Here is a 22,873-nt window from a genome sequence, read left to right on the forward strand (position 1 = left end):
AAATGGATTAGAAAAAGGTGTTTTCATCATCGTTGTGGGAAACAACGCCATCCAGATGCTCGATGGCAGCCAGTCTGTCGGTCAGTTGCCCGTAAACGGCGTAATCGAGGAAGGCGGTGATCAGCCGGTCGTGCGTCAGCATGATTTTATCCGGATCGGTGAGTTGTTCCAGCATGCTGTTATATTTTTCGATGCCGTGATGATCTACCACTTGCTTTTTCTTTTCTTCCTGGCGGAGGTACATGTGCATGCCGTCGGCATCGGCTTCCGGGTGGAACTGGGTACCGATGAAGTGGTCGTTGAAGCGGATGGCCATAGTGGCGCGTTCCAGCGGTACGTGGGGCCTTTCTTTTTCGAGGGCCAGCACCTGGCCTCCCATGGCGTAAAGCCGTTCGTGGTTCAGTTCTATCACCTGCCAGTTGCGGCTGTCAACGATGTAAAACGGATCTGGCAGGGCGGTAAACACTTTTTCTGTAAGGCCGGTGGCGGTTTTATGTACCGGGAAGACTCCGAAGGCCGGTGATTTGCGTTTGCAGACGTTACCGAGCTGGTAATACCGGCACATGATCTGGTAGGAGTGACAGATAAAAAAGGCTGGTTTTTTCTGTTCCTGTGTGCGGTTCCATGCGAGCAGGTCTTCTATCAGCGCGAAATATTGTTGTTCCCACGCGCTGCCTTCGCTGTCTACCGGGCTGCCGGGGCCGCCGGTAGAGATATAAATATCATAGGAAGTGTCGGGCACCTGTTGTTGCAGTCTGACTTCAAATTCATCGAATTGCAGGTCCAGTGCGTGCATCGCTGCATATTGCACCAGTATTTCCCGGATACAGCGCATACCTTCATTGGCCACGCCCTCATACATATCCAGCACCGCTACTTTCCACTTGTTTTTGATTGGATGCATACTGCAAAATTACGAATTACGGCCGGGTAATCCTTCATCCCGGCTCAGCAGTTCTGCAGAAATTGTTGATGGATGTAGTCGGTCACTGCTACGAGGTCTTTGGTTTCTTCATAAACTTTCAGCTGCCTGTCAGCGCCGGTACCGTTTTCCAGGATATGGCCGGTGGCACGGATCACATCGCGGCTGCCCAGATCGTCCACTACGTCATCAATAAAATCGAGCAGTTCGTATATGAGTGACCGTGTGTTGACTTCCATCTCCTTACCAAAATCGATGAGGTTACCATCAATACCATAGCGGGAAGCGCGCCATTTGTTTTCATTGACCAGCGCCCGGTTGTAGATAATGAAGTTAAGGTTCTGCATCCGCAGTTTGTATATTTTGGCGCATACTGCCTGGAACAGGGCTGCCAGCGTAATGGTGTCGTCTATGGTCAGGGGCACGTCGCAGATGCGGAATTCCACGGTGTTGAAGAATGGGTGTACCCGGAGGTCCCACCATACTTTTTTGGCGTTGTCGATACAGTTGGTTTTGACAAGCAGTTTGATGTAGTTGTCATATTCCTCAATACTGGCAAAATAATCGGGAATGCCGGTACGGGGGAATTTATCGAAAACCTTGGTACGAAAGGATTTGAAGCCGGTGTTACGGCCTTCCCAGAAAGGCGAGTTGGTGCTGAGGGCAAAAATATGTGGCAGGAAATAACGGACGGAATTAGCGATATGCAGGGCCATTTCCCGGTTTTCCATGCCTACGTGCACGTGCAGGCCGAAGATCAGGTTGGACCTGGCGGCGTCCTGCATTTCGTTGACGATCTCAAAATAGCGGGGATGGTCGGTGATCATTTGTTTTTCCCACTTGCTGAAAGGGTGGGTGCCGGAGGCGCCGATGCTGAAACCGAGGTCGCCGGCTATCTGGGTGATGGTGCGGCGCAGCAGTGCCACATCTTCGCGGGCTTCGTGGATATTGGCGCATATCTGCGTGCCCACTTCCACCACCGCCTGATGAAATTCAGCTTTTACCTGGTCGCGGATCACTTTGTGGGCTTGTTCCACAATCTTTTGCTCATGGGACCGGAGCTCCCGCGTGGTGGGGTCCATCACCATATACTCTTCTTCTATACCCAGCGTAAACGCTTTGAACATGATTAAAATTTTTCCCGAAATTACGAATTACACACAACGAAATGTATTCGGATAATTGGTAGGGAGATGATAGCCTGTTGTTTATTGTTTTTCTTTCGATTTTGTTTTTCGGGCAGATGCCGGCTTTTTGTCCGTTTTTTTGGCGGCGGTAGCTTTCTCTTTTACCGGCGCGGGTTTCGCGGGTTTGACGTTTTTTGTCGCAGCTGTTTTTTTACCGTTGCCGCGGATGAACTTTCCCCAGGTAAGATTGTCTTTCCCTGGTTTCTGTGCCATGGCCCGCTCGATGGCGTAACGGGCGCTGGTTTCCACCACCCATTCAAAATGTTCCTCGCCAATGGCGTTGATGTCGGCATCGGGTGCGGGATTGCAGAAGTCGATCGCATAGGGCACGTCGCCTCTGACGGCTATTTCCACGGTATTAAAGTCGTAGCCGAGGTATTGATTGAGCGCGACCACCTGGTCGGTGATCTGCTGCATCAGCGCGTCGCTGCCATTGAAATCGGACTGGTAGCGCTGATGGGGCGCGTTTTTGGGATTGTAGGCCATAATCCGCACCTGATTGCCGCCGATGCAAAAACAACGGTAGTATTGTGAAAAGTCTATTTCTTCCTGTAACATCATCACCAGTTGACCGGTATCTCCGTGCTGCCGGAAAAAATCATCTTTGTCCTCGATGTGATATACATGTTTCCAGCCGCCACCGGCGAAAGGTTTCATGTATGCGGGGAATCCGATATAGTCGAAGATCGTGTTCCAGTCAAATGGGTAGATCAGGTTCCGGAATGATTTATCGGTAGTATTGTCGGGCAGCGAATAGGAGGGTAGCAATACGGTGCGTGGCACGGTAACGCCTATCTTTTGCGCCAGGGCATTGTTAAAGAATTTATCATCGGCGCTCCACCAGAAAGGGTTGTTGATGACGGCGCAGCCGGCGGTGGCGGCATTTTTCAGGAAAGCGCGGTAGAAAGGCACGTCCTGCGATATACGGTCTACGATGACGGCATATCCGCTGTCGGCGCCCTGCAGCACTTTATCGATCGTTACAAATTCCGCGAAGATACCGGGCGGATTGATACGGTTGACGCGGTCTACGAACGCTTGTGGGAATGAGTTTTCCTGTCCGAATAAGATGCCGATCTTTTTCATACGTTTACTTGATAAGTGACAGATAGTGTGGCAGCATTTCGCGCCATACGGGCCAGTCGTGCCGGGCATGCGGCCTGATGTCCAGCCAGTGGGTGATATTTTTTGCGGCCAGCAGTTGTGAGAATTGTTCATTCTGCGGGCGGGTGACGTCCGTTTCGGCGGCGCCGAGCACGATGCCCATGCGCCACAGGTCAGGGTCCTGGTTGTCCGGCATGAAGTCGGCCGGGTTGTGGTAATACACCTGGTCGTCGTAATAGCCGTCCATCCTGGATTTGATATCGAAGATACCGCTGAGGCTGAAGAGATAAGACACCCGGCCGGGATAGCGGAAGGCGAAATTGGCCGCATGATAACCGCCAAAGCTACATCCGGCGGCAACTATCCGCTGTCGGCCTGTTTCAGCCTCTATGCGGGGCAGCACTTCTTCCAGCAGCATTTTATCATAACAGGTATGATTATACGCCCGGTACCGGGGATCGATGCTTTTGTTGTACCAGCTGGCGGCATCGATACTGTCGGGGCAATACACTTTAACGCGTCCTTCATCAATAAACCAGCGGATAGCGTCTATCAGGCCACGGTCTTTGCTTTCATAGTAGCGGCCCATGGAGGTCGGGAACAGTAGTAACGGATATCCGCTGTCACCGAATACCAGCATCTCAAATTCCTTTCCCAGGTTGGGCGAGTGCCATTTATAGTAGTTTTCAGTCATGGGAAAGTGTTTAGTTAAATTTAAAGAAGATTATTGGTTTATCGGTAAATTGTTGACATGCAAATGGATCGAATGGTGCTCACTGCTGCCAGTCTGCATCGGGAAGTCACACTGGACGTATATATACAGGCAGGAACGCCGCATGTTTTATTGTTGGTGAATGACGGGCAGGACCTGCCTGCATTGCCGGCGGTGGTGCCGCCGGGAGTATGGATAGTGGCGGTGCATGCGGGGCCGCGGCGGCGTATGGAGTACGGCGTGGCAGGTATTGCTGACTATCAGGGCAATGGCTCGCTGGCGGCGGTTTACAGCCAGTTTATCATAAAAGAACTATTACCCTTTCTGGAACAGCGCTATCCGTTGTTGACCGGTGTGAAACGGGCCTTCGCAGGATTCTCGCTGGGCGGGCTGTCGGCACTGGACATCGTATGGCAGTACCCGCAATACTTCGGTATGGCAGGGGTGTTCTCCGGGGCCCTCTGGTGGCGCAGCCGGCCACTGGATACCCATTACCGGGAAGAGCGTGACCGTATCATGCACCGGCGTATCCGGGACAGTGCCTGGCGGCCGGGGCTGCAGTTCTTTTTTGAATGCGGCACTGACGATGAAACGGCAGATCGTAACGGTAACGGCGTTATCGACAGTATTGACGATACGCTGGACCTGATAAAGGAATTGAAGCGGAAAGGTTATCGTGAGCCGGAGGATATTACCTACCTGGAGATTGCTGGTGGACGGCATGATCAGGAGACGTGGGGGAGAGCGATGGCGGTGTTTTTGGGATTGGAGTTTTTTATATAAAAGAGAAGGGCTGACCAAACGGTCAGCCCTTCTCTTTTATTGTAAGATGTGATTAGCTTAGAAGCTGTAACGAACACCAATCTGACCTCTCCAACGAGAAGTGAAGTTGTTGATGAAGTAAGGTTTTTCCTCACCGTATCCGTTAACAACCCTTCTGTAGTCATACTGGAATACAGGAGTGCCGTTGTCGAATTTCCTGAAAGTGAGCGGAGTGGAAGCCTGGTTGGTGATGAAGTACGTCTGACCCCATTCTTTGTTCAACAGGTTACCTACGTTCAGGATGTCGAAAGTAAGTTCAACTTTGTGGTTTTTCCAGATAGGCAGGACTTGCGCCACTTTAAAGTCGAATACATGCTCAAACGGAGTGCGGGAAGCATTTTTCTTTGCGTTTTCACCACGGTGTTTGCTCAGGTAGCTGTCGTTGCTGATCAGGCGTTCCAGATCTTCACGTTGCTGTGCTTCTGTACGTTGGTAGATAACTGCGCCGGCAGTGTTTTTCTGCTGGATCAGGTCAAAACGCATTGTGGTTACTTCAGAAGCAGTAGGAATATAGATCAGGTCGTTGTTACCATTGGTAGCCAGGTCGTCACCAGTCGGGTCAACTGTGTTGAAGTATACCCAGCTGTAAGGAATACCGGATTGACCGTTGTAGAACAGGCTGACAGTAGTAGCAAAGTTCTTCTGTTTGCCATATTTAAATGTTTTGGCAATTACACCCATTACGCGGTGGCCCATGCTGTAGTTTGCGCGAGCGAGGTCCAGGTTGTTCAGGCCGTTCACGTTCGGGCTAAAGCGCCAGTTGGAAGCGGCTGTAGAAGAAGTACCGTCATTTACGGAGTAGGCGTCGCCGTAAGAGTAACCGATTTTAACGAACAGGCCGTTGCTGGTTACTTTGGTCAGCTCACCGGAGATGTTATAGGTATAACCTTCGCTGGTGTTCTGCAGCAGCAGTACCTGGTCACCCCAACCGGTAGTTTTCTTTTTGAAAGTAGGGCGTTTAAGACCACCACCCAGTGCAGTGCTGTCGTTGGTAGGAATGATGTTCAGGTTGTTCCATACCGCGTTGTTGATGGTTTTAGAGAAGTTACCTTCAACAATGGCTTTCATGCCCCAGGGCAATTGTCTTTCAACTGCCAGGTTGGTTTTGAATACCTGCGGGAATTTGAAGTTTTTATCACTCAGGTTGATGTTAGCTGCTCTCGGTGTTACGTTGCCACCCATAGCCGCCAGCATGGTAGCTGAGTATTGACCATAGAAGGGGCTGTTAGGATCATATTGGAATCTAACACCGGCTGGCAGTGCGTTACCGGACAGGCTGATGTTTGTATAAACGTTACCGGATGTGTTGTACTGGTTGGAGATCCATACAAACGGTACACGACCAGTAAAGATACCTGCACCACCACGGATGATAGTTTGACCGTCATTGGTCAGGTCCCAGTTGAAGCCTACTCTTGGTGCTACCAGCAATCTTGATTTAGGAATGGTAGTAGTAGAATATCCTTCGAAGTTGGGGTCTTTATTAAAGAGTGCATTGTCCGGAGGTGTGGTGGGGAAGAACGGAACGTCTACTCTCACACCGGCAGTCAGGGTGAAGTTTCTGCGGATGTTCCATTCGTCCTGAGCATAGAAACCGATCTGTGCAGCCTTAAAGCCGATACCTTCACGGAGTGTAGAGTCAGCGGTGGTGTAGTTGATCTGATATTGTCTGGGTTTCAGTCCCTGCAGGAATCCGTTGATGGAGTCATAGGAGTAGGAACCGAATGCGCCCTGAATGAAGGTATTTTTGATGTTGTACAGTTCAGCGTTAGCACCAACAGTGATGGTGTGTTTGCCGTGGTACATAGTCAGGTTGTCAGTGAATGTCCAGATTTTCTGGTCCAGTGCATTGGCAGTGGAAGAGAATTCACTACCCAGGTTGATGGTCCTGCCATTGTCGTTGATGACAACGGTCGGGAAAGGCTGACCGAGGTAAGACCTTCTGTCTTTTACAACGTTATAGCCTATACGCAGCTCGTTACTCAGTTTGTTAGAGAAGCTGGAGTTCAGCTCAATTACACTGGAGTTGCTTTTGGAAGGGAAAGAGTAGTAGTTGTTGTAGAAAGCGGCAATGCTGGGGCCACGGCTGGTGTTAATGTCGCTGGCGTCCAGGTAGTTGTGACGGATAGTCAGTTTGTGAACATTGTTGATGTTCCAGTCTACACGGCCGAAGATAGTAGTTGCTGTCTTCTTGCGGGTCTGGTCTGTATAACCGCCGAGATCTACGTTGTATTTGTCTTTTACGAAATTGTAGATACGGGACAATTCATCAACAGTAACGTTGTTTGCGCCGGCGCCCGGGTTGAAGTCTACCGGGTTATTACGTTCAGTTCTTTCAACGTTGGCGAAGAAGAACAGTTTGTTTTTGATGATCGGGCCACCAAGGCTTGCACCATAGATTTTGCTGTTGAAGTCACCATATGGAGTGTGGGTGGAGTCCGGAGATTTGCCTACGAAGCTTTTGTTCTGCAGGTACAGGTAAGCAGAACCGTGGAAATCGTTGGTGCCGCTTTTGGTGATGGCATTGATACCACCGCCTGTAAAGCCGCTCTGCTTAACATCGTAAGGGTTTAAAACGATTTGCAGCTGATCGATCGTTTCGATGGAGATCGGGTTAGCACCAGCCTGACCACCGTTTGTACCGGAAGCAGACAGACCGAACACGTCGTTGGTCACAGCACCATCCACAGCAAACTGGTTGTATTTGTTGCTCGCGCCGCCGAAGGAGATACCTAAAGGTGCACCATCGCTGCCTCTGGTGGAAACGGAAGCCTGAGGGCTCAGTTTCACGAAATCCTGTACGCTTCTGTTTACAGTGGGAATATTGTCAATCTGGGTACGGCTAACGTTCAGTGCAGTACCGCCGTTACCCTGTGTTACCGCTTTGGCAGCGGTAATATTGATTTCCTGAAGGGTGGTAGAACCTTCAGTCAATTTTACGTTCAATTTCTGAGGAGTACCCAGCTGCAGGAAAATGTTGTTGAAGGTTTCCGTGCCGTAGCTGATAAAAGATACTTCCACTTTGTACGGGCCACCAACACGCATGTTGGGAATGGTGAATTCGCCGCCGTTACGGGTAGTGGTTCCATAAACAGTACCGGATGGCGTGTGAACTGCCTTTACGGTGGCACCGATCAGGCCTTCGCCTTTGGAATCCGTTACAACACCGACCATGCTACTGGTGGTTACCTGTGCATAGGTTAAGATCGTCGTGAGTAATAAGGATAAGGTAAAGAGTAATTTTCTAAATCCCATGATTAGAGAAGTTTGTTTCATGGCGCAAAGGTGCCAAAAAACTTTGGGAAAATTTTAACGCCGAATTAACAAATTGTTAAGTCGTGAAAGAACGCATAATCCTCGATAAATTTTTTTGATATCTTAACAGGTTAATCCACATTTGCCGGATGTTTGTTCAGGAATTTCGAAAAAAATTATGAATCCTCAAATCGGGCTATTTGCTAATGCATAAAAGCGTTGCCCGGCGCGAACTTTATTGTATTTCAGATTGTTGCATGATAAATTTATTAATCTAATTTGTTATTTGTTAAAATTTAATTGTGTAACTATCAAATTGTCAAAAGATTTTCCGGTTTCCGCTTTGAATGTTTCCTTGACCATTTCATGTGTTTAAGTCGTAACTTTGCGGTCATTCAACATTGACCCGGAGGGATAATATATGTTAGATACAATAGCAGCAGCAATAGAAGATATCAAGAACGGCAAACTGGTAATCGTAGTAGATGATGAAGACCGCGAAAACGAGGGCGACTTTATTACCGCAGCGCGTAACGTTACGCCGGAGATCATCAACTTTATGAGCACACACGGCCGTGGCCTGATCTGCGCTCCCCTGGCAGAAGAACGCTGCGAAGAACTCGGACTGGAACTGATGGTGAGAGATAATACCGCCCTGCATCAGACTCCCTTTACCGTATCGGTGGACTTACGCGGCCATGGCTGCACTACCGGTATCTCCGCACACGACAGAGCCAAAACGGTACAAGCACTGATCGACCCAAACATCAGACCGGAAGAACTCGGCAAGCCCGGGCACATCTTCCCCCTGAAAGCCAAAACCGGCGGCGTCCTGCGCCGCGCCGGCCATACGGAAGCAACGATAGACCTGGCACGATTGGCCGGCTTTGAGCCCGCCGGCGTACTGGTGGAAATCATGAACGAAGACGGCTCCATGGCCCGCCTGCCACAACTGCGGGAAATAGCCGACAAATTCGACCTCAAACTGATCTCCATCCAGGACCTCATTTCCTATATGCTCAGCACCGAAACCCTGATCGAAGAAGGAGTGAGGGTTCAAATGCCTACTAAATACGGCAACTTCGAACTCATCGCCTTCAAACAGGTGAATTCCGGTGAAATCCATATGGCACTGAAAAAAGGAGACTGGACAAAAGATGAACCGGTCCTGGTACGCGTACACTCGTCCTGCGTGACCGGCGATATCCTCCACTCCCTGCGCTGCGACTGTGGTGAACAACTGCACGCTGCCATGCAGATGGTGGAAAAAGAAGGAAAAGGCCTCATCCTCTATATGAACCAGGAAGGCCGCGGGATCGGTCTCATGAACAAACTCAAAGCCTATAAACTCCAGGAAGAAGGCCTCGACACCGTGGAAGCTAACCTGGAACTCGGCTTTAAAATGGATGAACGCGACTATGGCGTAGGTGCCCAGATCCTGCGACACCTCAACATCACCAAGCTGCGCCTCATCACCAACAACCCGCGCAAACGCGCCGGCCTCAGCGGCTACGGCCTCGAAGTAATAGAAAACGTGCCCATCGAAATTCATCCCAACCCGTACAATGAAAATTACCTGCGGACAAAAAGGGACAAACTGGGCCACGAAATCCTGAAAGGCTGATATAATTGATATAATATTATATAGATATCATTCATCCCGGAGCAATTTGCTCCGGGATTTTTTATGTCCCAGGACTGAAGCCCCTGGGCTACGTTCTGATTCAGGTCCGCAAAATGATAGAGTTTGAACGTATAGGGCTAATACCTTTAATGTTCAATCAGGAAAGCGTGACCTTCATCTGAATAATGACCTCAGTCTAAATGACTGCCCTGGCTTCTAAGGCAAAGGACATGTTCTTGAATATTTGCTTATTGGTAGCTACTACATTAATCACAGTCTTATCATCTAAAAGAACCTAAAACACAATGTAGCCCAGGGCTTCAGCCCTGGGATTGTAAGGCATTATTTCATTTCAGTGGAATCTTTAGGTTTCAGGGCTGCCGCCTTGCGAAGGGAGTCCATAAGCGGGGTGCGGCCACGGCGCTGGCTATGAAACAGCTCTCCGAGACGGTTGAACTCACGGATGTAAGATATGCCCACGCCGGATTTCGTACGGTTGTTAAGGTTATATACGTCGTAATCCGATTTGCTGAAGGCGTTGATGCGGAAACGGCCATCGGGTGTCAACAAATATTCGATGCGGAAGTCACCGGCGAAACGGTTGGCATTGGCGGAGGTGGAGGACTTGCCCCAGTCGTAATCGCCACCGGCATACAACCGGAAACGGTTATTGAACAGCGTACTGGTGATACCGGCGCTGACCTGGTTACGGTCTACGGAACTGTTGTCGGCAGTACCGCCAGGGCCGCCGACATTGTACGCGCGGTAGTTGACGTTGACACCGATACCACTGCCTTTGAGCAGGGCGCCGGTAATATTGTTAAGAATAGCGGACGCCTGGGCTGACAACGCCTGGCCTACGCTGTTTTTACCGGTAATGCCTACGTTGGCCGCTGCATTGGTAGTGGCGTCATCGGGCAGGAACTGGTTGAAGAGCAACAGGCCATACATCTGCAGTAACGCTTTGTTCTGGTCGTTGTTGATTTCTTTCAGCTTGGCGGCCACACCACTTTCATAGGAAAGGCTTCCTACATCGGGCAGCTCGATGGTATAGGAGATGTCCGGTTTCATCAGGGCGCCGCGCAGGTTGATGAGCACGTCCACCCGTTCGGTACGGGTGGCCAGCTTGTCGTTGGAGCTGACGGTGGCGGCCTGTCCCAGCAGGTTATACAAACTCACTTTGGGAAGTGAATATTTAGCGGTGATGTTCACCTTGGCTTCCTGCGGGTCGCCATTCCAGGTGATGGTACTGTTCTTTTCTATATCAAACTTCCAGCTGGTCAGGCGCTGGAAAGTAAAATTGTAAGACCCGTTGTTGATCTCGTAGTTGCCGAACATGCTGAAATCCCCTTCAGTATTGGCAATGATCTGAAGGTTCCCGCTACCGTTGGCGGAGATGATATCACCGGTGGTGGCGTCAAGGATCACATCTATCTGTGCATCCGGGTTAGCGGCGATGTCCAGTTTTACGGTCAGCCTGGTATTGTCTTTCTTCCGTTTATTCTCTTTAACCTCTGTCCCATAGGTCTTGAAGATGATATAATCATATTTACCGATGTCTTTACTGTCAGACATCGGGAGATAGAAGTGAGTGCCCTTCAGTGGCCGCGCCAGGATATGCATCTGCATATCGTTGATAGGACCGGAGAAATAGACTTTTCCGTCTGCCAGCACGTCCCCGTAAAAAAGGTCGTTGTCGGCGGAAGTGGTGCTGAGAAACAGGAAGTTGCGGCCGGTCACGTCAAAGTCGAAGTTCAGTTTATTGAAGTGGTCATGACTGATATAGCCGCTGGCAGTGCCTTTGCTGCCGTATTTGTCAATAACGGCAAAGTTGCCGAATTCAATGAGGTTGTCATCGATGTTAACGTTTAACCGGGGGATCTTGTAACGGGTGCCCAGGTAGTCGACGGTTACGGCCACGGTGTCCAACTGAAGGCTGCCACGCATAGAGGGCAGGTCAGTGGTACCGGAAATATTCACTTTCCCGGTAACGGCGCCTGTCAGATCGGAAACATAGCCTGTCAGGTATTTGCTGAGCAGATTGATGGACATGCCATTGAAATCTACGGAGGCGTCGATATCCTTATTGGTGGTGGAAAGGCCTACTTTGCCCTGTGCCAGGAAGTTTTTGCCTTCGTTGTCGGATTTAACGAGGAAGGTAGCGGTACCGGTACGGTGCAGGTAACTGCCATCTATATTAAGTGTGCCGATAGAATCATTGTCTATACGCAGCTCACGTGTACGCAGCGCTGCTGTGACATCAAGGTCCTGGGTGGGATCAGTGATATGGATGGTGCCGTCGGTAATGCCTTCAATGCGGGTGGTGATCAGCTGGGAAGGGATCACGTCAGGCAGGTTCAGGTTTTTGAGCGTGACGATGAACCGGGATTCATCGGGATTGAATTCGTTGGTCTCTACCGTGATGCTCTGGTCATTGCGGGTTACGCGCAGATTGTGTACGGTGAGAAAGTCTTTGCTCCAGTATATTTCATTGCCGGGCGTTACGTTCCATTGCCGCTCGTTGACGGTAAAGGCACTGTTCAGGAAATTGATCTTAATGCCCTGGCGGACGGTGACGATACGTGCATAGAAACCATCCAGGGAAGAGGTGTCCTGTGCCTGTAAATCTACTTTCAGGTAAGAAGTGTCGTTACCTGAACTGGCCAGTATCAGCGGGTTTTGCAGGATGGTGTTGGTGCCAGACAATACTTTGCCGATGCTGGTGCTGATATTGACTTTGCTGAAAGTGCCGTCTCCTTTTACCTGCAGGTCCTGTGCCCGGTATCCGAGATACCCGGCTTCCGGGATATTGATGTTGAGCGACAGGTTACCGCCATTCATGGTATTGAGGCCGCCCTGAACAGATGTGTTGTCGAAGCCGGTAAATTTATTGGTAAAGCCTTTCAGCAATTTCTCCACTTCTCCGAACTGGAAGGCGAAGGTGAAATTCTCCTGGATGTCCGCCTTCTGCGGCGCCAGGAAATAACTGGGGTAGTATTTATATAACAGCAGCTGGAAGGCGTCCGGCAGCTCCATGAGTTTGTAGGAGCCTTTTACGAAACCGCTTACCTCACTACCGTTCAGGCTCAATACTTTTTGGTTGTCCTGCATATGCGTGGCAACGCGGAGGGAGTCAAACTCCAGCCGTTTACCGTCTTTATACAAAGACACTTCGTGCATACGGGCGGTACCGTCGAAGTTGTCGATGGTATTACCAGCAAAGTTTAGGTCCAGCGTGGCTTGCAGGGTGACCGAATCCTCCACGATGTGCAGCGCTTTCAGGTCTGCCTTGCGAAGGTCGGAGTGGAAATTAAAGATGGGCAGCGCCTCGTTGAAATCGATGGTCCCGGTGAAGTCCATGTCCAGATTGGGATCTTTGGATGCCAGCGAGCCATTGAAGAACTTGCGGCTCATGGTTCCGTTGGTCTTGATATTGCGGTAGGTGTAGCCGAACAGGCTCATTTCCTGTACATCGGCATCTACACTGGCTTTGAGCGTTTTAAAGTTGAAGCCGGCCCCGTCTACTTTGGCATTGAGCGTGAGGGTGGACAGGTTGTTGTTATCGAAAAGGGTGCCCACGTCAAAGCCGGTGGTGGTGAGGCTTCCGGAGTATACAGGCACATCGCGGCTGGTCTTGAAGTTAAGGTCAGAGCTGAGTTTGCCCAGATTGGTCTGGAACTGGCCATAAGCCACAAAGTCATTGATAAAGCCGGTATAACTTCCCTGGAAGCGGATGGACGTGAGTTTGTCCATGCGGATGGCATTCACCTCTTTTACAATCGGCATGATCTGCATAACATCTGCGCCGGTAGTGACCAGCTCTTCTGTATGGAAGTCGATGAATGTTTCGTAGATATCCGGCAGGCCACGCAGTTCGATGCTGCCTTTCAGACGGGTGGTGGTGCCGGCTTCCAGTTCTATCTCTGAGGCTTTCAGGTTGCTCACCGGGCCGCGGGCTTTACCTGTCAGCGTGATTTCTTTTTTCCAGGTGGAGAGCGGTGGCGCAAAAAATGCGATATCGTCTGACGACAGCCGGCAGTCTTTGAAGCGGGCCTGCATGAACACATTGTTCACATAGTCGTTCATGTCACTGATATCGGAGTACTGCATCGTATAGTAGTCCCCGATATGGCTCCGGTTCGTTTGCAGGTCCAGCCGGGAGAACTCCATTTCCACGGGGGACATTTTAAAACGGCTCGTGAGTTTTTTTACTTCAAAGCCGGACCGTTCTTTGGTACTGAGAGTAAGATCGCCGATGATACTGTCTTTCACCAGGCTGGTGTTGGTGAGGGACAGGTTGATTTCCCCGAAGCGGATATGATTGGGGGCGAAGTAACCTGCTTCTATTTTAGTGGTGTCATCCGGCATATCCACGCCCAGCATACCATTTCGGATATGTAGTTCTTTCAGCAACAGTTTCCAGTTGCCATAGTTCCAGCGAAGCTCGCCGGGAGCGGTGCTGTCGGGCACCGGGTTGCCGGTCAGGTGCGGACGTTTATGCCGCAGCGGGGAAGCGGAATAGCTACTGATAATAAAGTACGGGTTATCGAGAAACAGTTCCTGTATATCGATGTTGTGTTTTTGCAGGTCCAGGTTTTTAGCGTCGAGGAAAATGCGTTTGGCGTAGCCGCGCATGTCTTCGCCCACCCAGGCGTCAATTTGATTGATGCGGATATTGCGGAGATCTATTTTTTTCAGGTCAAGGGAGATGCCTTTGGACGGTGTTTTGGATTTGGGGGAAGGAGGACCGGAGAAAGCGTCTTCCAGGAAATGGTAATTCCAGACAGAATCATTGCGGGGCCGTAGCAGATTGACCTGCGCATCTTCCAGTCCGACGAACTTAATAACGGGTTTGTCCTGAAAAAAGAACCAGTCAGTGATGCGCACCTGCAATTTGCCCGCGTACAGGAGGGTGTCTTTATGCTGATCTTCGATGAGTGCTCCTTCCAGCTGCATACTGTTGAACAGCCGTAACGTGACGCGGTTTATTTCAACGCGTGTGTGGAGCTGATCGGACAAACGCGATGTGACCTCCCTCACCAGCAGGTTCTGGACTGCGGGTATATTGATTAATACTCCCACCAGAATGATCAGGCCTAACAAACACAGTAAAATGATAGTTAATATTTTCCGAACTTTTTTCAGGCACCAAAGTTTATCCGGCAAAAATAGGGGTTATTGGCCATTTAGTTATTTTGTTATTTGACCATTTATCAATTTTAGGCCCGTACAGCCTGCGGGAATCAACAAATGTTCAAATAACAAAATAACTGAATGGCGAAATAATCAGTTGACGGCTTCCACTTTATATCCTTCTTTTCTTAAAAGAGCAATAAGCCCTTTGGCGCCCGCCAGGTGTGCGGCGCCTACGGCAACGAACACCGGCCCTTTGGACATCAGTTGTTCGAGCTGTGGTACCCATGCGGCATTACGGCGAAAGAGCATCAGGTCCTGATAATCTTTCAGATCAGGGGATTGTATAACTAATTTGTACAGTTTATCAAGGTCCTGTTGTTTCCAGGTGTCCAGCATCACGCGGGCTTCCTTGTCGTTGTTCTTGATATCCTGTACCAGTCGCACGATCATTTCTGCTTCTGTTTTATCGGGGATACTGTCAAAGAGGGCCATCTGCGATTCCACTGTTTCAAGGGTGGCGATGGGTATGTTTTTGGTGGTGGCCAGGGTGGCCAGCTCCCTGTCGGGTGCAGCGATGTCCTGGTTCTGGCAGGGTACCTGTTTCATCATCAGCAGGGTGGTCAGCATAAAAGGTTTGGCTTTGTCGAGCGGAGCAAGGCTGAAGTGCAGGGAGTCCTGGAAGAACTGGTCTACCATGGTGTATTGTGAAGGCTCGAATAATTTCCGCAGGGAATAGCCATCGTCCTGGTTGAATATCAGTGACTGTAGTTTGTCCTTGTTGTTGGACATCAGGTCTATTTCCATACACATTGTCTGGGCGCCCTGCAAGGCGTTGGTGACGGCAGGGGCAAAAGACAAGTCATTTTTACAGACCAGGTGCATGGTGCCAAAGAGATAGGAGGGGGCGCTAAGGCCTTTACCGGTTACTTTCCATAACAGGGATTTACCCTGTGCATGGCCGGAGAGCTGTACCAGCAGCGCCAGGAGCAAGGGAACGAGGGTTTTCAGAGGGCGTAACATTGACGAGATTTTTTATTGTTAATAACCATATTCTTTCAGGAACTGGTAAAGGGACAGGATATCCTGCTGGGTATGCAGTGCAGATATAATGGCCCTGTTTACCGGTTGGCTGTGGGGAAACGGGTAAGGGAAACTGGAAATGATAACATCCCGTTCAGCCAGATAGTTTAATAGCGGTGGTTTTTCTGCCGGTTGTGGCAGGATGAACACCGGTAGCCCATGCGGGTTGTGAATCGCTGAATTGGCCGCCAGGTGCAGGAAGTAGGCCACGTTCTGTTGCAGCTGCATCCGTTGTTGCCGGACGAGGTCGGCTGACTGTAGCCAGGCATGCGCGCCGGCCGGCATCATTGGAGTGCTGCCCGTGAAGAAGCCGTTCTTTTTCAGTGCGGCGATATCGGCCGCATGGCCCGCCACCACACCGCCTTCTACGCTGTAAGCCTTGGCCAGCGAAGCGGTAATAAGATAACGCACCTGTTCCGTGCCGGGCAGCAGGTGAATGCTTCCCTGGCCGCGGGGACCAAGGATGCCAATGCCATGAGAATCGTCTATCAGTACCAGTACTTTGCGTTGCAACAGGCGGAGCCAGTCGAAAGCATATACCTCCCCGGTGATGGGGTTCAGCGCATCGGTGACGATCACGTAATGATGATCTGCGTCACCGTTCACACGCGCAATCGTGTCCTGCTCCCATTGTGCTCTGTTAACGGCCGGCAGCTGCGGCGTGCCAAGCCATAATGCCGGATGGGCACCGGGCGCATAACAGAGCCGGCCACGGGTGGCGGCATAGTGGATGGCCGCCTGCGCGGCCATATAACCGGAAGAAAGCACTACTGCGGCCTGCTGCTCCAGATGGGTGCAGAGCGCATGTTCCATCTCTTCAAAAAGTGACAACCGCACATTCCCCGCCCTGGAAGAGGGATAAAGCGTTCCATAACGGTGGATGCCTTCCATGAAGGCGCTTTTAAAAGCGGGTTGCTGATGTAGACCGAGATAGGAAAAGCCCGAGAAAAACAGGCAGCTGCGATTGTCAACTGTAACGGTCCTTCCCGGGGTAATATCGGTGTGTAGAAGCATAGGTAGCTATTCTTTTCGGGTACGCAGAATAAAATGGTAATCGCCGGATTTCACTTTCATATCAAAGTGGGATTCATCCAGCTTTTCCACGGTGACCAGGTTCTCCGCCGTACGGGAGCCGTTGGAGGCGGTGACGGAGATCACCTTGCCGTTGCTGAGCAGAAAGTATTTGCCCGAATCCGGTTTGCCCGCGATGGTGGCCACAAATACATTGTTGTCCAGGAACTGGTAGTATACGTCGGTGTAATAACCGTCTTTCAGGTCTTTGGCCTGAATGAGCTGGGTGTTATTGTACGGGTCGCCCTGCGGCACTTTTACATCGTATACACGCCATTTCTTATGCTTCAGCAATTCGTCTGTCCTGCCGGTGTTACAGGCGAACAACACGACTGCGGGCAGGATAACGGTGAAGATAGTACGTAGTTTCATCATTATTTGTTCCCGAATTTTTGCTGGTTGAAAGCTTCTGACTGGCCTTTGGGAATAGAAAAGCTTTGCCAGTTTTCGCCCAGTATCATTTTGCCGATATATACCATCTGTCCAACGTGATAGGGCACATGGGTCATTTGCCGGTTGATGGCGTCGAGTACGGAATGAGCTTCAGCACGGATGTACACGGTTTTTTCGAGATCGTCCGGCGTGAGGCTGCCGACAGCTTTCAGGAGGCATGCCCAGCCTTCGTGCCAGCGTTGCAGGACAATTTCTTTGCTGGCCTGGTCTTCTTCAAATTCTTCGTCACGGTGACGGTCGCGTTTCTCACCATCGCTGGTGAGGAAGTCTGTCCAGCGGGACAACATATTGCCGCGCAGGTGTTTTACGATCATAGCGATGCTGTTGGGCTCACCCTGTGGCTGCCAGTGCAGCTGGGGCGTATCCAGCCGTTCAATGGTTTTGGTGCCCATATCGTAATAGGAGCGGAACCGTTGTAAAGCGCTGTCGAGATAGAGTTGCATATAAATATTTTTTTGATTTTCGAATATCTTAATAACCTGCTGCGCTGTCATCGCCCCGTTTGTCGCCTGCGGCGTCGAGCATGCGTGTGACGGGTGTCCGTTTAATAATTTCGGAGCGGCCGATGGGATTGCGTTTCACGACTTTATAGCCCATCTGTTGCAGCGCGGTGATCACCTCTTCCGGGAAGTCTCTTTCCACAGCTATTTCATCGGGCAGCCACTGATGGTGGAACTTGGGTTTGTTGATGGCATCTGCCGGTGAAAGGCCGAACTCAAGTGTGTTCATCAATGTCTGGAAAACGGAGGTGATAATGGTGGAACCGCCTGGCGTACCGAGGGAATACAACGGTTGTTTTCCCTGTAACACGATTGTAGGCGTCATGGAGCTCAGCATGCGTTTGCCGGGGGCGATGGCATTGGCTTCTGTGCCTACAAGGCCGTACATATTAGGTACGCCGGGTTTTACGCTGAAGTCGTCCATCTCGTTGTTGAGCAGGAAACCGGCTTTACCTGCCACGGTACGGCTGCCGTAGTGGCCATTGAGCGTGGTGGTAACGGCTACGGCGTTGCCTTTGTCGTCAATAATGCTGAGATGGGTGGTTTCTTCACTTTCCGGGAAAGTGCCTGCCTTAGTGGTTTCGCTGCTGCCGGCTTTACCGGGCACAAAGTCTGTCATGCGGGCGGCAAGGTATTTTTTACTGGTGAGCTGCGCCACCGGGACCTTTACAAAATCAGGATCGCCGAGGTACCGGGCGCGGTCGGCGTAGGCTCTCCTTTCCACTTCAATCATCAGTTGCACGGCTTGGGGAGAATGAAATCCCCATTGCGCCACCGGGTAATTTTCCATCATGCCCATCATTTGCTGCAGGCAGATACCGCCGCTGGAAGGGAGTGGCATGGTCACAATCGTATAGCCTTTATAGTTAAAAGACAGGGCTTTCCTTTCGCGCGCTTTATAGTTTTTCAGGTCGGCAAGGGTCATGATGCCGTGGCCACGCTGCATCTCGGCTACAATATTGGCGGCCGTTTCCCCTTCGTAGAAGCCGGCGGCGCCCTTGTTTCGTATAAGCGTCAGCGTATGGGCGAGGTCTTTCTGTATAAGTGTATCACCTTCTTTCCAGGGCTGTTCTCTTACGAAAGCGGTGGGTAGGGTGTTGAGACGCTGGAAATCGGCTTTATAGGCATTGAGGTTGGACGCTTCCGAGGCGGTGATGGCGAAACCTTTTTCCGCCAGCAGGATAGCAGGGGCTATCAGTTTGGCGAAAGGCAGCCTGGCATATTTCATGGACGCGAAGAGGCCGGCCACCGTGCCGGGAATGCCGGCGGCGAGATGGCCGTCGAGGCTCAGTGTAGTAATGGGATTGCCGGCGCTGTCGAGGTACATGTCGCGGCTGGCTTTGGCCGGAGCTGTCTCCCGGTAGTCCAGCGCTACCTGCGTGCCGTTGGCGAGACGGGCCACCATAAAACCACCGCCGCCGAGGTTACCGGCGCCGGGATATACTACGGCCAGCGCCAGCTGGGTAGCGATGGCCGCATCTACAGCATTGCCGCCCTGCTGCAAGATCATGGCGCCTACGCGGCTGGCCAGGGGATGGGCGGATACTACCGCCCCATGCGGTACGGTGATGTTTTTCTCAATCTGGTAGTCATAAGGCCGGAGCTGTTGAATCGGGGACTGGGCACTGGCTGTATAGAAACAGCTTACCACCAGTCCCAACATGATCTGATAACGCATGATACTTCTGTTTGCGTGTAAATTAACAAAACAATCCCTATCTTACGGTATCAAACTATTTGTTGCTATGCGCCAACGTCTTCTTCTGGCACTGCTGTTGCTTGGCTTTACCTCCGCTATGGCCCAGATCCCTACGCCTGACCAGTTTTTGGGTTACCCATTGGGTAGCCAGTTCACCCCTCATTACCGTGTACTGGATTACTTCAGGCAGGTGGCGGCTACGGCCAAAAATGTGAAGGTGGAACAGTATGGAACCACCTATGAAGGCCGTCCGCTCATTACCGCTACCATCGCTTCCCCGGCCAATTTCAGCCGGCTGGACGAGATCCGGCAGAGAAGCCTCGATATGTCTATGGCCAAAGGCGGCCAGTCAGCCGACCAGCCCGTGATTGTTTGGCTTAGCTACAATGTACATGGCAACGAGGCCGTTTCTACCGAAGCAGCCATGAAAACACTGTATGAACTGGTGAATAACGGTAACGTACAAACGCAGCAGTGGCTGCAAAATACCGTAGTGGTCATAGATCCCTGCCTCAACCCGGACGGGCGTGAGCGCTATGTCAATTTCTATAATGCGGTACGCAGCCTGCAGCCGGACGTGAACCGCTATTCCCGCGAACATAATGAGCCCTGGCCCGGTGGAAGGCCCAACCACTATTACTTTGACCTGAACCGTGACTGGGCATGGCAAACGCAGCGTGAATCACAGCAACGGGTGGGCCGCTACAACCAATGGATGCCACAGCTGCATGTGGATTTCCATGAACAGGAAATCGAGGCACCCTACTATTTTGCGCCGGCAGCAGAGCCTTTCCATGACGCTATCACACCCTGGCAGCGCGAAGTCCAGGTGATGATCGGCAAAAACAACGCGAAATATTTCGATCAGGAAGGATGGCTCTATTTTACCAAAGAACGTTTTGACCTTTTCTACCCCAGCTATGGCGATACCTATCCGATGTATAACGGCGCTATCGGCATGACCTACGAACAGGGCGGCAGTGGCCGCGCCGGCGTGGCGGTATTGAAACGGGACGGTGATACGCTTACCCTGACGGACCGTATCGCACATCACTTTACTACCGGCATGTCTACCATTGAAGTGGCTTCCCAGCAGGCTGGCCGCATCCTCAAAGAATATGTGCAGTACTTTGAAACAGCTAAGAAAGACCCGCAGGGAGGTTATAAATCCTATGTGATCAAAGCCAATGGAAACTCCGAGAAACTGAACGGCCTGGCGGAACTACTGCGTAAAAACAATATAGCCTTCGGTTACGGCGCCAATATCGGCAGCGCCAGCGGGTTTAACTATTTCACTGGTAAAACGGAGGCCTTCTCCATCAGTAAGGAAGACCTGGTGATCAACGCTTATCAGCCCCGCTCCAATATGCTGCGCGTGCTGTTTGAGCCTACGTCCCACCTCACGGACTCTGTGACATATGACATTACCGCATGGGCCATGCCTTATGTGTACGGGCTGACATCTTACGCGCTGAAACAACCGCTGACACCGGCTGCGGACGCACCGGCAGCACCGGCTAACACAGCACTGGCCGCGCAACATCCATACGCTTACCTGGCCCAGTGGAACAGTGTGCGAGACGTGAAATTCCTTTCCGCATTGCTCAAATACGGCATGAAAGTGCGTTTCACGGAAGCGCCTTTTACTTCAGGCGGTAAAACATTCCCTGCGGGCACGCTCGTGATCACCCGTACCGGCAACAACAGCAACGGCGTACCGTTCGATAACTTCATCACTTCGCAGGCTGATAAGTTCAAAATCACGCTCGATGCCGTGGCAACTGGTTTTGTAGAGAAGGGGATGGACTTCGGCTCGGACAGAATTCGTTATATCAAAGCTCCCAAAGTAGTACTGGTGACTGGTGACAATGTTTCTTCGCTGGGCGTGGGAGAGATATGGCATTTCTTTGAACAGCAACTGGGCTATCCTGTAACGGTCGTGAATGAACGAAATCTGAATGCGGTGAAGTGGGACCAGACAGATGTGCTGATACTGCCAGACGGCGACTATAAAACATTTACAGACAAGGCCGCCACCGAACGTTTGAAAGATTGGATCAGTAACGGCGGTAAACTGATTGCCATTGAAAGTGCGGCAGCACAGGTGGCCGCGGCCGAATGGGGCATCAGGGAGAAAAAAGAAAAAGAAGGGCCGGCGCCGGAAAAGAACAAACAACTGGATGAATCTTCCTATGATGCGCTGAAACCGTACGGCAACCGTGAACGGGAAAGTGTACGGCAGTTTATTCCGGGCGCTATCTTTAAAGTGGAGATGGACACCACACATCCACTGGCCTTCGGTTATCCGGGGACTTATTACACCCTTAAACAGGATAGCCGGTTGTATGAATTCATCGACAACGGGGGCTGGAATGTAGGCGTTTTAAAGAAAGACAATTACCTCAGTGGCTTCGTGGGCGCAGACACCCGTAACCGGTTAAAAGACGGGCTGCTGTTCGGTGTAAAGGAAATGGGCAACGGCGCTGTGGTCATCCTGGCTGATAACCCGCTGTTCAGAAGTTTCTGGGAAAATGGTAAGCTGATGTTCAGTAACGCGGTATTCCTCGTTGGACAGTAATCAGCGGTTTCTTTTGATATTACAGCCCAGTGTGCTGGAAGTATTGGTGGTAATGGATTTGCCGGCCAGCAACTCAGTGATGGCATTTTGCAGGTGACGGGTTTTTACCGCATCTGCATTGCCTGGGTTATCATCAATAGCACCTTTGTACACAAGGCGGTTGTTTTTGTCAAACAGGTAGCACTCCGGTGTATGGTTGGCATCGAAAGCATCTGCCAGTTCCGCATTCTTATCCAGGATATAGTAGCATTGAAACGCATGTTGCGAGGCATAGGCCTTCATGGCTGAAAACGAATCCCCATCAGTACGATTGGCTTCATTGGAATTTACCATTACCACCCCAATACCGCTCTTACGCGCCAACGCGCAGATATTGTGCAGCCGTTCCTGGTTGCGTGCCATATAGGGGCACTGGTTGCCGCCAAATACGATCAACAGGCCGTTGGTGCCTTTGGCACTATTCAGGGAAATTTCTTTTCCCGAAACATCCATCCATTTTACATCAGGTTTGGGAAGGGCGGCACCAGGTTCAAGCGGATTTTCGACAGCCGGTACGGCTGCGGTAAAAACGAGGGCACAGGCAAGGTAGAGAGCGGACTTCATCATATCATGAGGATTTCATGTCCAGTATAAATATAATCAATGCGACAGTAATTTTCCTGACAGTTGACAGGATATCTTTAGAAAGATATAATAAAAAAAATTAAAATAAAAATTTTCGGTAGATGAC

At 50.9% G+C, this 22,873-nt stretch carries 15 protein-coding genes; 3 read left to right on the forward strand and 12 right to left on the reverse strand.

What is annotated here, in order from left to right:
- Nucleotides 1-7 precede the first annotated feature (7 nt).
- From ACTJJS_RS03435 to ACTJJS_RS03450, 4 genes are all read right to left on the reverse strand, one after another.
- Complete coding sequence (locus ACTJJS_RS03435; protein ID WP_440662424.1) at nt 8-904, reverse strand: type 1 glutamine amidotransferase; 897 nt, start codon at nt 902-904, stop codon at nt 8-10.
- 44 nt (nt 905-948) lie between these two features.
- On the reverse strand, nt 949-2,049 hold the full coding sequence (locus tag ACTJJS_RS03440; RefSeq protein WP_440662425.1) for a carboxylate-amine ligase: 1,101 nt from the start codon (nt 2,047-2,049) through the stop codon (nt 949-951).
- Nucleotides 2,050-2,130: 81 nt separating this feature from the next.
- Nucleotides 2,131-3,195 (reverse strand): hypothetical protein, encoded by a 1,065-nt coding sequence (locus ACTJJS_RS03445; RefSeq protein WP_440662426.1) that lies wholly within the window; start codon nt 3,193-3,195, stop codon nt 2,131-2,133.
- Between the two features lie 4 nt (nt 3,196-3,199).
- Entirely contained in the window at nt 3,200-3,907 is a 708-nt protein-coding gene (locus ACTJJS_RS03450) for an esterase family protein (RefSeq protein WP_168869247.1), read from the reverse strand.
- A 57-nt stretch (nt 3,908-3,964) separates the two neighbouring features.
- Between ACTJJS_RS03450 and ACTJJS_RS03455 the strand changes: the two genes are divergently transcribed.
- Nucleotides 3,965-4,708 (forward strand): alpha/beta hydrolase, encoded by a 744-nt coding sequence (locus ACTJJS_RS03455; RefSeq protein ID WP_440662427.1) that lies wholly within the window; start codon nt 3,965-3,967, stop codon nt 4,706-4,708.
- A 57-nt stretch (nt 4,709-4,765) separates the two neighbouring features.
- Here ACTJJS_RS03455 and ACTJJS_RS03460 read toward each other — a convergent pair whose 3' ends face one another.
- Complete coding sequence (locus ACTJJS_RS03460) at nt 4,766-8,002, reverse strand: TonB-dependent receptor (RefSeq protein ID WP_440662428.1); 3,237 nt, start codon at nt 8,000-8,002, stop codon at nt 4,766-4,768.
- A 421-nt stretch (nt 8,003-8,423) separates the two neighbouring features.
- Here ACTJJS_RS03460 and ACTJJS_RS03465 point away from each other — a divergent pair, with 421 nt between their 5' ends.
- Complete coding sequence (locus ACTJJS_RS03465; RefSeq protein ID WP_168869244.1) at nt 8,424-9,626, forward strand: bifunctional 3,4-dihydroxy-2-butanone-4-phosphate synthase/GTP cyclohydrolase II; 1,203 nt, start codon at nt 8,424-8,426, stop codon at nt 9,624-9,626.
- 342 nt (nt 9,627-9,968) lie between these two features.
- Here ACTJJS_RS03465 and ACTJJS_RS03470 read toward each other — a convergent pair whose 3' ends face one another.
- The 6 genes from ACTJJS_RS03470 to ggt all read right to left on the reverse strand — a co-directional run bounded on the left by ACTJJS_RS03470 (nt 9,969) and on the right by ggt (nt 19,544).
- Nucleotides 9,969-14,729: a translocation/assembly module TamB domain-containing protein gene (locus tag ACTJJS_RS03470; protein ID WP_440662429.1), complete on the reverse strand. Its 4,761-nt coding sequence runs from the start codon at nt 14,727-14,729 to the stop codon at nt 9,969-9,971.
- Nucleotides 14,730-14,912: 183 nt separating this feature from the next.
- Nucleotides 14,913-15,782 (reverse strand): TraB/GumN family protein, encoded by an 870-nt coding sequence (locus ACTJJS_RS03475; RefSeq protein WP_440662430.1) that lies wholly within the window; start codon nt 15,780-15,782, stop codon nt 14,913-14,915.
- Nucleotides 15,783-15,800: 18 nt separating this feature from the next.
- Nucleotides 15,801-16,856, reverse strand: coding sequence for an aminotransferase class I/II-fold pyridoxal phosphate-dependent enzyme (locus tag ACTJJS_RS03480; RefSeq protein WP_440662431.1), 1,056 nt, complete (start codon nt 16,854-16,856; stop codon nt 15,801-15,803).
- Between the two features lie 6 nt (nt 16,857-16,862).
- Nucleotides 16,863-17,288: a hypothetical protein gene (locus ACTJJS_RS03485; protein ID WP_440662432.1), complete on the reverse strand. Its 426-nt coding sequence runs from the start codon at nt 17,286-17,288 to the stop codon at nt 16,863-16,865.
- The gene (locus ACTJJS_RS03490; RefSeq protein WP_440662433.1) at nt 17,288-17,809 is read right to left on the reverse strand and encodes a DUF1572 family protein; all 522 of its coding nucleotides are present in this window, start codon (nt 17,807-17,809) and stop codon (nt 17,288-17,290) included. Before ACTJJS_RS03490 ends, ACTJJS_RS03485 begins: the two co-directional genes overlap by 1 nt.
- A 28-nt stretch (nt 17,810-17,837) precedes the next feature.
- Nucleotides 17,838-19,544, reverse strand: a complete 1,707-nt coding sequence (gene ggt / locus ACTJJS_RS03495; protein WP_440662434.1) for a gamma-glutamyltransferase — start codon at nt 19,542-19,544, stop codon at nt 17,838-17,840.
- 67 nt (nt 19,545-19,611) lie between these two features.
- Between ggt and ACTJJS_RS03500 the strand changes: the two genes are divergently transcribed.
- Complete coding sequence (locus tag ACTJJS_RS03500; protein WP_440662435.1) at nt 19,612-22,143, forward strand: M14 family metallopeptidase; 2,532 nt, start codon at nt 19,612-19,614, stop codon at nt 22,141-22,143.
- On the opposite strand, the gene ACTJJS_RS03505 is transcribed toward ACTJJS_RS03500, so the two are convergent.
- Nucleotides 22,144-22,749 (reverse strand): redoxin family protein, encoded by a 606-nt coding sequence (locus ACTJJS_RS03505; protein WP_440662436.1) that lies wholly within the window; start codon nt 22,747-22,749, stop codon nt 22,144-22,146.
- Nucleotides 22,750-22,873: the final 124 nt, after the last annotated feature.

Origin of the sequence: Chitinophaga sp. 22308, assembly GCF_052045305.1 — a bacterium.
In the GTDB taxonomy this organism is placed as follows: Bacteria; Bacteroidota; Bacteroidia; order Chitinophagales; family Chitinophagaceae; genus Chitinophaga; species Chitinophaga varians_A.